Below are 14,077 nucleotides of genomic sequence, written 5' to 3' on the forward strand. Positions count from 1 at the left end.
GATCGGGGATTCCGGATAAATCGGTGAAACCGGACACCAGCATGTGGAGGAGAGAGACAATGAAGAAACTGATTTTGGGCGTCGCTTTCACGGCGCTGATGAGTTCATCCGCCATGGCCGCCAAGGTTGGCGTGTCGATGGCCAAATTCGACGACAACTTCCTGACCGTGCTGCGTAACGGCATGATCGAGCAGGCCAAGGGCATGAGCGGCGTCGAGCTGCAGGTCGAGGACGCGCAGAACGACGTCGCCAAGCAGCTCGACCAGATCAAGAACTTCGCCGCCTCGGGCGTCGACGCCATCATCGTCAACCCGGTCGACACTTCGGCCACGCAGGCGATGTCGGATGCCGCGGCGGCCGCCAAGATCCCGCTGGTCTATGTCAACCGTGAGCCGGTCAATGTCGACACGCTGCCGGCCAACCAGGCCTTCGTCGCTTCGAACGAAGCTGATTCCGGCACGCTCGAGACCAAGGAAGTCTGCCGCCTGTTCACGGAAGCCGGCAAGAAGGAAGCCAATGTCTATGTGATCATGGGCGAGCTTTCCAACCAGGCCGCCGTGCAGCGCACCAAGGATATCGAAGAGGTGATCGCCACGCCGGATTGCAGCTTCATCAAGATCATCGACAAGCAGACGTCGAACTGGAACCGCGACGAGGCCCAGAACCTGATGACCAACTGGCTGTCGACCGGCAAGAAGTTCGATGGCGTGATCGCCAACAATGACGAAAGCGCCATCGGCGCCATCCAGGCGATGAAGGCCGCCAACATCGACATGAAGTCGGTTGTCGTCGGCGGCGTCGACGCCACCCAGGACGCGCTTGCCGCGATGCAGGCGGGCGACCTCGACGCAACCGTGTTCCAGGACGCGGCCGGCCAGGGCGCGGGCGCACTGGATGCGGCGCTCAAGCTGGCCAAGGGCGAGAAGGTCGAACACAAGGTCTACGTCCCCTTCCAACTGGTGACGCCGGCCAACATCGACAAGTTCCTGAAGAAGAACTGAGCAGCGGGCATACGGAGCGGCGCTCACGCAGCGCCGCTCCTCTTTCCCTCAGCGCCGGCAAGGCAGCGAGGGGCGACCGCGGCCGACGGAGGACAGAATACGTGGCACAGACATCTCATGGCGTCGGCGGGGTCGGCTATGACGCGAAGAAGCGCGCATGGCCTGCCGAACTCAACGTCTTCCTGGCGCTTGTCATTCTTGTTGTCGTCTTCGAACTGATCGGCCGCATCTTTCTCGGCGACAGTTTCCTGTTCAACACCCGCAGCGACGTCAGCGCGATCTTCAACGAGGCACGGCTGCAGATCATCATCCTGCAGGTCTCGATCGTCGGCATCATCGCCATCGGCGTGACGCAAGTGATCATCACCGGCGGCATCGACCTGTCCTCGGGCTCGATCGTCGGCGCGACCGCCATGATCGCCATGAGCTTTGCCCAGGTGGCGACGGTCAACGGCAACCCCAACCCCAAGGCGATGTTCCTTGCCCAGGGCTGGACCGACCTGCCCGTCATCGTGCCGGTGCTGGTGGCGATCGGCTGCGGCCTGTTTGCCGGCCTGGTCAACGGCGCCTTGATTGCCTACACGCGCATTCCGCCTTTCATCGCCACGCTCGGCATGATGGTCACCGCGCGCGGCATCGCCAAATGGTGGTCCAAGGGCCAGCCGATCTCGTTTCCCACCGAGGGTTTCGCGGCCATCGGCAAAGGCCTGATGCCCGTCATCATCTTCCTGTCGCTGGCGGTGCTGTTCCAGCTGATCATGACCTACACAAGGTACGGCAAGCATTGTTACGCGATCGGCTCCAACGAGGACGCCGCGCGCATGTCCGGCATCAAGATCGCCAACCACAAGATCCTCGTCTACGTCATCGCCGGCGTGCTTGCAGCACTCGCCGCCGTGGTGCTGAGCTCCAAGAACCTCACCGCTCAGTCCGGCATGGGCGTGATGTACGAACTCGATGCCATTGCGATGGCGGTCATCGGCGGCGTCTCGCTGTCAGGCGGCCGCGGCTCGATCATCGGCACGGTGATCGGCTCGCTGATCTTCGGCGTCATCATCTCCGGCTTCACCTTCCTGCGCCTCGACGCCTACTACCAGGAGATGGTCAAGGGCGTGATCATCGTCGGTGCGGTGGTTCTCGACCAGTGGCGCCAACGCCTGCGGGCAATGAGGGCTTGACCATGTCAGACATCGTCCTGAAGACCGAAAACCTGACCAAGCGCTATGGCGGCGTGCATGCGCTGGAAGGCGCGAACTTCGAACTGCGCAAGGGCGAGCATGTCGCCATCATGGGCGACAACGGCGCCGGCAAGTCGACCTTCGTGCGCCAGATCACCGCCGTCGAGCAACGCACCAGCGGCCAGATCTGGTTCGACGGCAAGGAAGTGAATTTTGCCGGGCCGATCGAGGCCCGCACGGCGGGCATCGAGACCGTGTTCCAGAACCTGGCGCTGGCCGACGATCTCGACGTGCCGTCGAACCTGTTCCTCGGCCGCGAAAAGGTGCTGTTCAATCTCGGCCCGTTCTCGATCCTCGACCGCAAGTACATGCGCAAGGCGACCGAGGCGGCACTGATCCGCACGGCGGTGAAGATCCCCAATCTGTCCAACACCATCCGCCACATGTCGGGCGGCCAGCGCCAGTGCGTGGCGATCGCGCGGACCGCGACCTTCGCCTCCAAGCTGATCATCATGGACGAACCGACCGCCGCCCTCGGCGTGCAGGAGACCGCGCAGGTCGAAAACATCATCCGCACGCTGAAGGACAATGGCGAGCCGCTGATCCTGATCAGCCACAACATGCGCCAGGTGTTCGACCTTTGCGACCGCATCGTCGTGTTCCGGCGCGGCCGCATCGTCGCCAATCTGCGCAAGCAGGACACCGACGGAAACGATATCGTCTCCTACATCACCGGCGCCAAGACCGGCGAGGCCGAACTCGCGGCTTGAGGCCGGGCGCGGAGGCGGTGGTCACCGCCTCCCTGTCGATCTTGTCTTGACCGCAAATCACCCGCGCCCATGACCGGCGCCCCGCTTCGAACCACCCTCAAAGGAATTTCCATGACTCTCCGCTTCGCCCTCCTCGGTGCCGGCCGCATCGGCAAGGTCCACGCCCGCGCCGTCGGCTCCAACCCACAGGCCAAACTGGTTGCCGTCGCCGATGCGTTCGAGAAGGCAGCGACCGAGCTGGCGACGGCCTATGGCGCCGAAGTGCGCACAATCGACGCCATTGAGAAATCCAAGGACATCGACGCCGTCGTCATCTGCACGCCGACCGACACCCATGCCGACCTGATCGAGCGTTTCGCCAAGGCGGGCAAGGCTATCTTCTGCGAGAAGCCGATCGACCTCAACGTCAAGCGCGTCGAGAAGTGCCTGGCCGTGGTCGAGAAGACCAAGGCGACGCTGATGGTCGGCTTCAACCGCCGCTTCGATCCGCACTTCGCCGCCGTGCGCAAGGCGATCGACGACGGCGCCATCGGCACCGTCGAGATGGTCACCATCACCTCGCGCGATCCCGGCGCGCCGCCGATCGACTACATCAAGCGTTCGGGCGGCATTTTTCGCGACATGACCATCCATGATTTCGACATGGCACGCTTCCTGCTCGGCGAGGAGCCGGTGGCGGTCAGCGCGCATGCCTCGGTGCTGGTCGACAAGAAGATCGGTGCGGCCGGCGATTTCGACAGCGTCAGCGTCATCCTCGAAACCGCTTCCGGCAAGCAGGCCGTCATCTCCAACTCGCGCCGCGCCACCTATGGCTATGATCAGCGCATCGAGGTGCATGGCTCGAAAGGCATGGTCGCGGCCGAGAACCAGCGCCCAGTGTCGATCGAGCTGGCCAACGAGAAGGGCTATACGCGTCCACCGTTGCACGACTTCTTCATGACCCGCTACCTCGACGCCTATGCCAATGAGATCGCTGCCTTCATCGCAGCGGCAACGTCAGGCAAGAAGGCGGCACCAAGTGGCGCGGACGGGCTGGTGGCCCTGAAGCTGGCGGATGCGGCGCTGAAGTCGGCGACCACAGGCAAGACCGTTCGCTTGGACACGGCAAAATAAGACACCCAGACAGGAGCAGAGCGATGAGCGCATCAGCCGATCGCAATTCAAAAACGCGCGCCATCGTCACCGGCGGCGCGCAAGGCATCGGCTTTGCTGTTGCCGAGGCGCTAGCCGACGAAGGCTGCCGGGCGCTGGCGCTCATCGGCCGCTCGCAGGAAAAAGGCGAAAAGGCTGTCGCCCATCTCAAGAAATCGGGCGTCGACGCGATCTTCATCAGCGCCGACGTCTCTGATGTCGCCGACTGCAAGCGTGCGGTCGCCACCGCGATCTCGCATTTCGGCACCATCAACGCCCTGGTCAATGCCGCGGCGACGTCGGCGCGCGGTTCGCTGGTCGAAACCAGCGAAGAGCTGTTCGACATGATTTTCGACACCAATGTGCGCGGCCCGTTTTTCCTGATGCAGGGCGTGGTGGCGCATCTGCTGGAGAAGAAGGCGCCCGGCTCCATCGTCAACGTGCTGTCGATGTCGGCGCATACCGGCCAGTCGTTCCTGACGCCCTATTCGACCAGCAAGGGAGCGCTGATGACGCTGACCAAGAACGTCGCCAACGCCTATCGCTATAACCGCATCCGCTGCAACGCGGTGCTGCCCGGCTGGATGGACACCGAGGGTGAGGATATCGTGCAGAGGAAATGGCACGATGCACCCGACGACTGGCTGGCAAAGGCCGAGGCTGCGCAGCCGATGGGGCAATTGGTGAAGCCGGACCAGCTTGCCCGGCTGATCAGCTATATGGTCAGCCCGCAGTCGGGCGTCATGACCGGATCGCTGGTCGACTACGACCAGAGCATTGCGGGGTCGTCGCCCGAGTAGGCCTCACGTCCAGAAGCAAATCAGCCCCCTGTTGCCGCCGCATCGCCATTCCATATAGTCAGATGGTCAGAATGGTCACGGAGGTCGAGATGCCGTCTGCGCCCAAAGAGAGTACCAACTGGACGGTCGCGGGGGCAAAAGCCCGGCTCTCGGAGGTGATCGAGCGCGCGCAGTCTTCGCCGCAGACGATCACCAGAAACGGCAAACCAAGCGTGGTTGTCGTCTCGGCCGAGGAATGGCAGCGCAAGACCGCGCGCAAGGGTACGCTGGCGGAGTTCCTGCTGAAGTCGCCGCTGCGCGGCGCCGATCTCACCCTTGGGCGTCAGCGTGACGAACCGTGTGATCTGCCGTTGTGAGGCTGTTGCTCGGTTGCCATCAGGGCACGTGACAAACGCCTCCGCTTCGACTATATGAGCCGCATGATCAACCTGACCGCCAAATATTGGTACTTTAGGAGCTCGCTGGCGGCGGGAGGATTGCGCTCGATCTGAAGATTGCAGCAACAAGATCCAAACAGCCGCCATACCTGGCGGCTTTTTGTTTTCAGCCGGCAGGTTTCCCAAACAGGAGCAGAAAGCCGTGTTGACCACCACAGATGATCTTCGGGTCAAGGAAATCCGAGAATTGAGTACGCCGGACCAGGTGATGCGGGAGATACCGCGCACGCTGACGGCGACGCGCACCGTGACCGCGTCGCGCAACGCGATCCACGCCATTTTGAACGGTACCGACGATCGACTGCTGGTCATCGTCGGCCCCTGTTCGATCCACGATCCGGTCGCCGCCGTGGACTATGCCAGCCGTCTGGCGGCGCTGCGCGAGAGCCTGTCGGACCGACTCGAGATCGTGATGCGGGTCTATTTCGAGAAGCCGCGCACGACGGTCGGCTGGAAAGGCCTGATCAACGATCCCGACCTCGATGGCAGCTTCAACATCGACAAGGGACTGAGGATGGCGCGCAATGTGCTGTCCGCCGTCAACAATCTCGGCCTGCCGGCAGCGACCGAATTCCTCGACATGACGACGCCGCAATACATTGCCGACCTCGTCGCCTGGGGTGCGATCGGCGCGCGCACCACCGAGAGCCAGATCCACCGCGAGCTTGCTTCCGGCCTGTCCTGCCCGGTCGGCTTCAAGAACGGCACCGACGGCAATCTGCGGATCGCCGCCGAGGCCGTGAAATCGGCCGCCCAGCCGCATCATTTCATGGCTGTGACCAAGGGCGGACGCAGCGGCATCGCGACGACCACCGGCAATGAGGACTGCCACGTCATCCTGCGCGGCGGCGTTCAGCCGAATTATGACGCGGCGAGCGTCGAGGCCGCCAGCGCCGAACTCGCCCGCATCGGCGTCGCGCCCAGGCTGATGATCGATGTCAGCCACGCCAACAGCTCCAAGAAGCCCGAGAACCAGCCCAAGGTGGCGGCTGATGTCGCTGGCCAGGTCGCGGCGGGCGACGAGCGGATCATCGGCGTGATGATCGAGAGCAACCTCGTCGCCGGCCGGCAGGACGTCGTAGCAGGCAAGCCGCTCGTCTATGGCCAGAGCGTAACCGATGGCTGCATCGACTGGGTGACCACCGAGACGGTGCTGCACGGCCTAGCCGGCGCCGTCGAGTGGCGCCGCTCAGCGCGCCGCGCCATGATCGACAGCCGCCAGGGAGCCGCCTGATACGGATACGGATGGCGGTATGGGAAGGGCGGCGGTTCCGGTTTCAGCCGGGACTACGCCGCCCTCAGCCCCTCCCATGCGGTCAGCACGGAAACCGCAACCAGAAGCAGCCCCGCCGCCCTGCCGGCAAAGGCGGTCGCCTGGGGATTGGCGACCAGCAGATTGCGGCTGCGACCGGCAGTGATTGCTAGCCCGCCATAGACGGCAAACTGCATGACGATCGTCATCAATCCCATGATGGAAGCCTGCATCCAGATCGGACCGTAGTCCGGCTTCAGAAATTGCGGGTAGACCGCGAAGACGAAGAGATAGGCTTTTGGATTGATCAGGCAGATCACCACCCCCTGGCGAAACGCCTTCCATGCGGAGCGACTGCCGGCAGGTCCATCATGGCCGACCTTGATCGAACTGCGCATCAGCGTCAGCCCGACAAAGGCCATGTAGGCGGCGCCGGCGATCAGCAGCGGATTGTAGAGGATCGGCACGAAATGCATCAGCAGACCGACGCCGAGCGCGCCGTTCAGTGTGTGCACCATGCCGCCCAGCATGATGCCGCCGGTCGCGGCAAGTCCCCTGTTGCCGCCACCGGTCAGCGCATTGGCAAGCACGAAAAGCATATCCATGCCGGGCACGATGATGATGCCGAAGAGGAGGAGACAGAAAAGCCAGAGATTTTCCGCGTAGCCCATGTCAGTTGCCTGTCGCTTCGCCCGGCCAGACCGCAGCGGAATGTGTTGATTCTCAACTCGATAGGCGCTCCTATAGGTCAGCCCAACTGACGATGGTGTGTCAGTTGCGATCGGAACCCCGAGTGAAAAATGCGCAAGGCGTCACGCCTGTTCGAGATCATCCAGATCGTACGGCTGGCGCGGCAGCCGGTGACGGCGGCGACGATTGCCGAGCGACTGGAAGTGACGGTGCGCTCGATCTATCGCGACATCGCAGCACTGCAGGCGATGCGCGTGCCGATCGAAGGCGGGCGCGGCATCGGCTACATCCTGCGCCCCGGCTTCGACCTGCCGCCGCTGATGTTTTCGATCGAGGAGATGGAGGCGATCGTCCTGTCGCTGGCACTGCTGGAGCGCACGGGGGACAGCGAACTCAAGCAGGCGGCCAAGCGCGTCAGTGCAAAGATCGCCGGCGCGGTGCCGCCGCCCTTGCGACAGGCATTCGACGCCAATGCGCTGCATGCGTGGGGGTTCGCCGCGCCTTCGACCGGTGCGATCGACCTGGCGCTGGTGCGCCGCGCCATCCGTGACGAGGAGAAGCTCGACCTCTCCTATCGCGACGAAATGGGCCGCGCCTCCGAGCGGCTCGTTCGGCCTATCGCCCTGATCTATTACGCCGAAACCGCCAACATCGTCGCCTGGTGCGAGTTGCGCCAGGCGATCCGCAATTTCCGCAGCGACCGGATCGAGGATTGCCAGGCGACGGGACTACGGTTCAAGGGCGAAGGTGATCGGTTGCGGCAGGTCTGGGTCAACGGCTGGGAGACAAACACCTCGACCGCCGCCGTCTGAAGCACCTTCGCGAAGCGAAAACCGGGGCGGGACTACCTCACATCGACCCAGCGCTTTTCCTCGAACGAAAGCGCCATCGCGTGCACGGTGCGCTCGATCTCCAGCCCTTCGGCAAACTCGATGAGCCGCGCCGGTCTGCCGGCAAGCCGCGTCAGCAATTCGTGACACTCGATGATCTTGAGGTCGTTGAAGCCGAGGCCGTGCCCGGGTGCCGGCAGGAAGGCGTCGTAGGGCCTGTGGTGCGGCGCCACCAATATGGTGCGGTAACCTTGTTCGGTCGGGCGATCGGCTGTGAGATAGAGCTGGAATTCGTTCATCCGCTCCTGGTCGAACAGGATCGACCCCTTCGAGCCAAAAATCTGGATGGCAATGCGGCCCTTGCGGCCCCAGGCCGAGCGGTTGACCAGCAGCGTGCCGGCAATGCCATTTTCCAGGTGCATCAGCACGCTCGCGATGTCGTAGGTTTCGACCGCGCGGCGCCCGCCGCTAGCCACCTTGCGGTCGGCATAGGGCTTGGCCATGTCGCAGATGACGCTGGCGACGCGACCGAACAGGGCGGAAACCAGCGACAGCGGATGCACGGCGAAATCGTCGAGCGCGCCATAGCCGGAAGCGGCTTCGTGCTTCCAGAAGAACAGCGCCTCCGGGTCGGCCATGAAGTCCTCATCCATCTCGATGCGCAGATGGTTGACCTCGCCGATGATCTTCTCGTCGAGCAGCGCACCGATGTGGCGGATGGCCGGGCTCTGGATGTAGTTGTAGCCGAGCGCCGCGATCTTGCCGGACTTTTTGGCCGCCGCTGCCATCGCCTCGGCTTCGGCAAAGCTCGGCGCCATCGGCTTTTCGCACCACAGATGCTTGCCGGCCTGAAGAACCGCGATGGCCATTTCCGGATGGAACTGGTTGGGCGTGGTCAGCGAGACGATATCGACGTCCGGATCGTTGACGACGGCGCGCCAGTCGCCGGACGCCTTGGCGAAACCGAACTCGCCTGCCTTGCGTTGAGCAAGCTCCTCATTGACCTCGCCGAGATGCACAAGCTTTGGCTTGGCGACATCCGGAAAGACGGCGCCGACGGCACTCCATGCGATGGCGTGACACTTGCCCATGAAACCCGTGCCGATGAGACCGACGCCGACCATTTTCCGTTTCTCCGCTGCCTGATGTATCAGATGGATGAATTAGTCCATTTTTCCTTGGAATGGAATGTCTGCCTCATTTTTTATGGCGTTCTTGCGCAGGCTCGCTATGATGGGGCAGAGAGGACGCTTTCACCGATGAGCTTGGACGGGCCGACGATGGACGAACGGGTACCTCGCGACTTCGAGACGCTGCGCGCAACGATCCTCGATCGGCGCGAAAGCCTGCCGAAGCGCATTGCCCAGATCGCCGCCTATGCGCTCGACAATCCCGACGATATCGCCTTCGGCACCGCCGCCAGCATCGCCGCTTCGGCCGGCGTGCAGCCATCGACCTTGATCCGCTTTGCCCAGCAGCTTGGCTTCGACGGCTTCACCAGCCTGCAGCAGGTGTTTCGCGAGCGGCTGCGCGAGCGCAACTCGTCCTATGACGAACGGCTGCAGGCGCTGCGCACCAAGGCCGAGGGCGGCGCCGGTCATCGTGCCATCTTCGACGGCTTCGTCGCCGCCGCCAGCACCTCGCTCAACGATATCTCGCGCACGCTGGACGATGCGCATTTGGAAGACGCGATTTCGCTGCTGGCAAAGGCCGAGACCATTTATGTGCTGGCTAAGCGCCGCTCCTATCCGGTGGCGTCATACATCGCCTATGCGCTGGGCAAGCTGAAGATCCGCAACCAGCTGATCGAATCGGCGGCCGGCCTGAACGCCGAGATGATCGGCTTCGCCACGGCGGCGGATGCCGTCATCGCCATCTCCTTCTCGCCCTATGCGCCCGCCACCATCGAGGAAGCGCGCAGCATTTCGGAACAGGGCGTGCCGATCGTCGCCATCACCGACAGCTCGTTTTCGCCGCTCGCCCAGTTCGCCAAGGTCTGGTTCGAGGTGGCCGAAGCGGATTTCGCCGGCTTCCGTTCACTGTCGGCGACGATGGCGCTGGCCATGGCGCTGACCGTCGGCGTCGGCGAGAAGCGACGCGACACGGGTCGCAAGCGCAAGGTCTAGATGACCTCTACGGCCACCTCGCCTGCCGCCGAAAGCCGCGCTGCGTCGCGCGCGGGCGGCGACCCGAACTGACGGGCATACTCCCGGCTGAACTGGGAAGCGCTCTCGTAGCCGACGGCGAAGGCGACGCTTGCAACATTGCCTGGCTGGGCAAGCAGCAAATGGCGGGCCTCCAGCAGCCGGATCTGTTTCTGATACTGGATCGGGCTCATCGCCGTCGCCGCCTTGAAGTGGCGGTAGAATGCAGCGTTGCTCATATGGGCGATTTCGGCCAGATCGGTGACCCGGACCGGCTGATGGCAATGTGTGCGGATCCAGGCGATGGCCTGGCCAATCCGGGACAGATGGCCATCGGCACGCGCAAGCTGGCGAAGCTTTCCGCCCTGGGGGCCTTGCAGCAACCGAAACAGCATCTCGCGTTCGAGCATGGCCGCCAGCACAGGAATCTCCCCTGGCCGGTCGAGCAGCCGCATGATGCGACGCAATGCGTCGAGCAGCTCTTCGTTGACGGGCGAGGTGGAGAAACTGTCGCCGCCGAGCGCGGGCTCGTGCTCGACAAGGAGGGCGGCGACGGCCTGCAGGTCGAGAGTGAAGCCGATCGCCAGGTAAGGATGTTTGGCGCTCGCCGCGACCAACTGGCTGATGGTGGGTGTGTCGACAGTGTAGATGAAATAGCTGGCGGGATCGTATCGAAGGGTCCGGTCTCCGATCAGAACCGTTTTCGCGCCCTGCAGCACAAACAGCACCCCCGACCCCCATACCCCCGCCATTGGTGCCGTGGCGACTTCGCTGCGGCCTATCGAAACGCGGGGGATCGCCGTTGCCGTTCGTCGCCCGCGCGCATGGCGGCCGGCAATATCGATCAACTCCTGCAGTGCCTCGCTCATGACCTAAGCATCGCGCATCCAGGTGCGTCACGCAATCCATATGAGAGAATTAGGCAAGAGCTGGAGAGTTTTCGGCGCGCGGCGTTTCCCACGGGGCGCCATCTCTGGGTCTTCGACATGGAGAGATGGAGAACCCAAATGACGAGATCGAAAACCGCTGTGGTGACGGGCGCCAACAAGGGCATCGGCCACGAAATCGCCCGGCGTCTGGCGACGATGGGCTTCAAGGTGTGGCTTGGGGCCAGGAATGCCGAGCGTGGCATGACGGCAGCGCAGGAATTGCGCGCGGAAGGTCTGGATGTTGAGTGGCTTGGGCTGGATGTTACACAGGACGAAAGCGTGGCGGCTGCAGCCAGGACTGTCGGGGCGGAGAGCCCTTGCCTCGACGTGCTGGTGAACAATGCCGGCATCGCCATCAACTACGAGCTGCCGCCGAGCCAGCAGCATCTTGCCGATGTCAGGGCCACCTATGACGTCAATGTCTTCGGACCGATTCGCGTGACCCAGGCCTTCCTGCCGCTGCTGCTTGCAGCGCCAACCGCCCGCATCGTGATGGTGAGCAGTTCCACGGGATCCATCGGGCGCGCGCTCGATTCCGGCACGCCGAACCAGTCGGTCAATTTGATGGGTTACGGCAGCTCCAAGACCGCCCTGAATGCCATCACCGTCGCGTTCGCCCGCGAGCTTGCGCCGCAGGGCATCAAGATCAATGCAGCGGCGCCCGGATATACCGCCACCGACCTGAATGGATTTAATGGCCACCGCACCGTGCAGCAAGCGGCCGAGATCGTCATACACCTGGCGACCCTGGATGCCGATGGTCCGAACGCCGGGTACTTCAGCGACGATGGCCCGCTTCCGTGGTGAACGGAGCCAGACCCGCCAAAGCCTCTTCCTGCACGCGACACCTGGTGGTACTTTTCACAGAAGGAATGCTCATTCCATATTGACTATGGATTGGAATTATTATTTCATATTCCCGGCGCCACGCTGCCGCTCGCGCGTGTACCCCAAGACAACAAGGCCGACGGGAGGTTCCAATGAGCGAAGCCGTGGACGCGAAACAGGCGCCGCTCGACGTCATCACCATCGGTCGGGCTTCCGTCGACCTTTATGGCCAGCAGATCGGCTCGCGGCTGGAGGATATCACCTCCTTCGCCAAATCGGTCGGCGGCTGCCCGGCCAACATTTCGGTCGGGACGGCCAGGCTCGGCTTGCGCTCGGCGCTGCTCACCCGCGTCGGCGACGAGCAGATGGGGCGCTTCATCCGCGAGCAGCTGAGGCGTGAAGGCGTCAATGTCGACGGGCTGAAGACCGACAAGGAGCGGCTGACCGCTTTGGTGCTGCTGTCGGTCGAGGACGAAGGCGTATCGCCGATGATCTTCTACCGCTCGGACTGCGCCGACATGGCGCTGGCGCCGGAAGACATCGACGAGGCCTTCATCGCCTCGGCCCGCTCGATCGTCGTCACCGGCACGCATTTTTCCCGCCCCAACAGTGATGCCGCGCAGCGCAAGGCGATCCGCATCATGAAAGCCAAGGGCGGCAAGGTGGTGTTCGACATCGATTACCGGCCCAATCTATGGGGCCTCGCCGGCCACGCCGAAGGTTTCGAGCGCTACGTGAAATCGGACCGGGTCTCGGCCCAGCTGAAGACGGTGCTGCCCGATTGCGACCTGATCGTCGGCACCGAGGAAGAGATCATGATCGCGTCGGGCGCTGACGACTGCCTGAGCGCGCTGAAGACGATCCGCTCGCTGTCGTCCGCGACCATTGTTCTGAAGCGCGGCGCCATGGGCTGCATCGTCTATGACGGACCGATCAGCGACGATCTCGAGGACGGCGTCGTCGGCAAAGGGTTTCCGATCGAGATCTACAATGTGCTAGGCGCCGGCGACGCCTTCATGTCCGGCTTCCTGCGCGGCTGGCTGGGTGGCGAAGACCACGCGACGGCGGCGACATGGGCCAATGCCTGTGGTGCCTTCGCCGTGTCGCGGCTGCTCTGCGCGCCGGAATATCCGACCTTCGAAGAGCTGCAGTTCTTCCTCAAGAACGGCAGCAAGCATCTGGCGCTGCGCAAGGACGAGGCGATCAACCACATCCATTGGGCAACGACGCGCCGGCGCGACATTCCCTCGCTGATGGCGCTCGCCTGCGATCACCGCGTGCAGCTCGAGGATGTGGCGGCAAAGGCTGGTGCCGATCCCGCACGCATCCACGATTTCAAGGTGCTGGCGGTCAAGGCCGCGGCGAAGGTCGCCGCCGGACGCGACGGCTACGGCATGCTGATCGACGAGAAGCATGGCCGCAAGGCGATGTTCGAATTCGCTAGGCATTCCTTCGCCTGGCTGGGTCGGCCGGTCGAATTGCCGGGCTCGCGGCCGCTGCGCTTCGAATTCTCGCAGGACATCGGCTCGCAGCTCACCGAATGGCCGGTCGATCACTGCATCAAGTGCCTGTGCTTCTACCATCCCGACGATCCGGCGGCGCTGAAGGAAGAGCAGCAGCAGAAGCTGCGCGCGCTGTTCGAAGGCGCGCGGAAAGTAGGCAGAGAACTTCTCATCGAGATCATCGCCGGCAAGCATGGCAAGCTCGACGACACGACGATCCCGCGCGCGCTGGAAGAGCTCTATGCGCTCGGTATCAAGCCGGACTGGTGGAAGCTCGAACCGCAGGCGTCGGCCGGTGCCTGGGCGAAGATCGAAGCCGTCATCCTGAAGCACGATCCGTGGTGCCGGGGCGTCGTGCTGCTTGGCCTGGAGGCGCCGCAGGACGAACTGGAAGCCGCTTTCGCCGCCACCGCCAAGGCACCCATCGTCAAAGGCTTTGCCGTCGGCCGCACCATCTTCGTCCATGCGGCAGAACAATGGCTGGCTGGCAAGATGTCGGATGACGAGGCCATCGCCGACATGGCGCAGCGCTTCGAACAGCTGACCGAAGCGTGGCTTGCCGCGCGCGGCCGCAAGGCGGCATAA

At 63.5% G+C, this 14,077-nt stretch carries 14 protein-coding genes; 11 read left to right on the top strand and 3 right to left on the bottom strand.

Annotated elements, in window-relative coordinates:
- Positions 1 to 59 precede the first annotated feature (59 nt).
- The 7 genes from C8D77_RS20260 to C8D77_RS20290 all read left to right on the top strand — a co-directional run bounded on the left by C8D77_RS20260 (position 60) and on the right by C8D77_RS20290 (position 6,551).
- On the top strand, positions 60 to 1,001 hold the full coding sequence (locus C8D77_RS20260; protein ID WP_109667010.1) for a sugar ABC transporter substrate-binding protein: 942 nt from the start codon (positions 60 to 62) through the stop codon (positions 999 to 1,001).
- Positions 1,002 to 1,102: 101 nt separating this feature from the next.
- Positions 1,103 to 2,179: an ABC transporter permease gene (locus C8D77_RS20265; protein WP_109667012.1), complete on the top strand. Its 1,077-nt coding sequence runs from the start codon at positions 1,103 to 1,105 to the stop codon at positions 2,177 to 2,179.
- A gap of 2 nt (positions 2,180 to 2,181) precedes the next feature.
- Positions 2,182 to 2,949 carry an ATP-binding cassette domain-containing protein gene (locus tag C8D77_RS20270; protein ID WP_109667014.1) on the top strand — a complete coding sequence of 256 codons (768 nt, stop codon included), beginning with the start codon at positions 2,182 to 2,184 and terminating at the stop codon, positions 2,947 to 2,949.
- 111 nt (positions 2,950 to 3,060) lie between these two features.
- Positions 3,061 to 4,062 carry an inositol 2-dehydrogenase gene (iolG, locus tag C8D77_RS20275; RefSeq protein ID WP_109667016.1) on the top strand — a complete coding sequence of 334 codons (1,002 nt, stop codon included), beginning with the start codon at positions 3,061 to 3,063 and terminating at the stop codon, positions 4,060 to 4,062.
- Positions 4,063 to 4,085: 23 nt separating this feature from the next.
- Complete coding sequence (locus C8D77_RS20280; RefSeq protein WP_109667018.1) at positions 4,086 to 4,880, top strand: SDR family oxidoreductase; 795 nt, start codon at positions 4,086 to 4,088, stop codon at positions 4,878 to 4,880.
- Positions 4,881 to 4,951: 71 nt separating this feature from the next.
- A complete protein-coding gene (locus C8D77_RS20285) occupies positions 4,952 to 5,236 on the top strand; it encodes a type II toxin-antitoxin system Phd/YefM family antitoxin (protein WP_245951835.1) in 285 nt (94 codons plus the stop codon).
- Between the two features lie 223 nt (positions 5,237 to 5,459).
- Complete coding sequence (locus C8D77_RS20290; RefSeq protein ID WP_109667726.1) at positions 5,460 to 6,551, top strand: 3-deoxy-7-phosphoheptulonate synthase; 1,092 nt, start codon at positions 5,460 to 5,462, stop codon at positions 6,549 to 6,551.
- 53 nt (positions 6,552 to 6,604) lie between these two features.
- Here C8D77_RS20290 and C8D77_RS20295 read toward each other — a convergent pair whose 3' ends face one another.
- Positions 6,605 to 7,240, bottom strand: coding sequence for a LysE family translocator (locus C8D77_RS20295; protein ID WP_109667020.1), 636 nt, complete (start codon positions 7,238 to 7,240; stop codon positions 6,605 to 6,607).
- Between the two features lie 129 nt (positions 7,241 to 7,369).
- On the opposite strand from C8D77_RS20295, the gene C8D77_RS20300 reads away from it, so the two are divergent.
- The gene (locus C8D77_RS20300) at positions 7,370 to 8,071 is read left to right on the top strand and encodes a helix-turn-helix transcriptional regulator (protein ID WP_109667022.1); all 702 of its coding nucleotides are present in this window, start codon (positions 7,370 to 7,372) and stop codon (positions 8,069 to 8,071) included.
- A gap of 32 nt (positions 8,072 to 8,103) precedes the next feature.
- Here C8D77_RS20300 and C8D77_RS20305 read toward each other — a convergent pair whose 3' ends face one another.
- Positions 8,104 to 9,213 carry a Gfo/Idh/MocA family protein gene (locus C8D77_RS20305; protein WP_109667024.1) on the bottom strand — a complete coding sequence of 370 codons (1,110 nt, stop codon included), beginning with the start codon at positions 9,211 to 9,213 and terminating at the stop codon, positions 8,104 to 8,106.
- Positions 9,214 to 9,369: 156 nt separating this feature from the next.
- On the opposite strand from C8D77_RS20305, the gene C8D77_RS20310 reads away from it, so the two are divergent.
- The gene (locus C8D77_RS20310) at positions 9,370 to 10,215 is read left to right on the top strand and encodes a MurR/RpiR family transcriptional regulator (RefSeq protein WP_170136788.1); all 846 of its coding nucleotides are present in this window, start codon (positions 9,370 to 9,372) and stop codon (positions 10,213 to 10,215) included.
- Here the strand turns inward: C8D77_RS20310 and C8D77_RS20315 are convergent.
- Entirely contained in the window at positions 10,212 to 11,081 is an 870-nt protein-coding gene (locus tag C8D77_RS20315) for an AraC family transcriptional regulator (RefSeq protein WP_342770046.1), read from the bottom strand. The two genes, C8D77_RS20310 and C8D77_RS20315, sit on opposite strands and share 4 nt — an antisense overlap.
- A gap of 159 nt (positions 11,082 to 11,240) precedes the next feature.
- On the opposite strand from C8D77_RS20315, the gene C8D77_RS20320 reads away from it, so the two are divergent.
- Together C8D77_RS20320 and C8D77_RS20325 are read left to right on the top strand one after the other, a co-directional pair.
- Positions 11,241 to 11,969, top strand: a complete 729-nt coding sequence (locus C8D77_RS20320) for an SDR family oxidoreductase (protein WP_109667029.1) — start codon at positions 11,241 to 11,243, stop codon at positions 11,967 to 11,969.
- 173 nt (positions 11,970 to 12,142) lie between these two features.
- Positions 12,143 to 14,077, top strand: a complete 1,935-nt coding sequence (locus tag C8D77_RS20325) for a bifunctional 5-dehydro-2-deoxygluconokinase/5-dehydro-2-deoxyphosphogluconate aldolase (RefSeq protein ID WP_109667031.1) — start codon at positions 12,143 to 12,145, stop codon at positions 14,075 to 14,077.

Origin of the sequence: Mesorhizobium loti (assembly GCF_003148495.1) — a bacterium.
Lineage (GTDB): Bacteria > Pseudomonadota > Alphaproteobacteria > Rhizobiales > Rhizobiaceae > Mesorhizobium > Mesorhizobium loti.

Coding starts and splice junctions, on each gene's coding strand:
- C8D77_RS20260 (WP_109667010.1), top strand. CDS start 60: ATGAAGAAACTGATTTTGGGCGTCGCTTTCACGGCGCTGATGAGTTCA.
- C8D77_RS20270 (WP_109667014.1), top strand. CDS start 2,182: ATGTCAGACATCGTCCTGAAGACCGAAAACCTGACCAAGCGCTATGGC.
- iolG (WP_109667016.1), top strand. CDS start 3,061: ATGACTCTCCGCTTCGCCCTCCTCGGTGCCGGCCGCATCGGCAAGGTC.
- C8D77_RS20280 (WP_109667018.1), top strand. CDS start 4,086: ATGAGCGCATCAGCCGATCGCAATTCAAAAACGCGCGCCATCGTCACC.
- C8D77_RS20285 (WP_245951835.1), top strand. CDS start 4,952: ATGGTCACGGAGGTCGAGATGCCGTCTGCGCCCAAAGAGAGTACCAAC.
- C8D77_RS20295 (WP_109667020.1), bottom strand. CDS start 7,240: ATGGGCTACGCGGAAAATCTCTGGCTTTTCTGTCTCCTCCTCTTCGGC.
- C8D77_RS20300 (WP_109667022.1), top strand. CDS start 7,370: ATGCGCAAGGCGTCACGCCTGTTCGAGATCATCCAGATCGTACGGCTG.
- C8D77_RS20305 (WP_109667024.1), bottom strand. CDS start 9,213: ATGGTCGGCGTCGGTCTCATCGGCACGGGTTTCATGGGCAAGTGTCAC.
- C8D77_RS20310 (WP_170136788.1), top strand. CDS start 9,370: ATGGACGAACGGGTACCTCGCGACTTCGAGACGCTGCGCGCAACGATC.
- C8D77_RS20320 (WP_109667029.1), top strand. CDS start 11,241: ATGACGAGATCGAAAACCGCTGTGGTGACGGGCGCCAACAAGGGCATC.
- C8D77_RS20325 (WP_109667031.1), top strand. CDS start 12,143: ATGAGCGAAGCCGTGGACGCGAAACAGGCGCCGCTCGACGTCATCACC.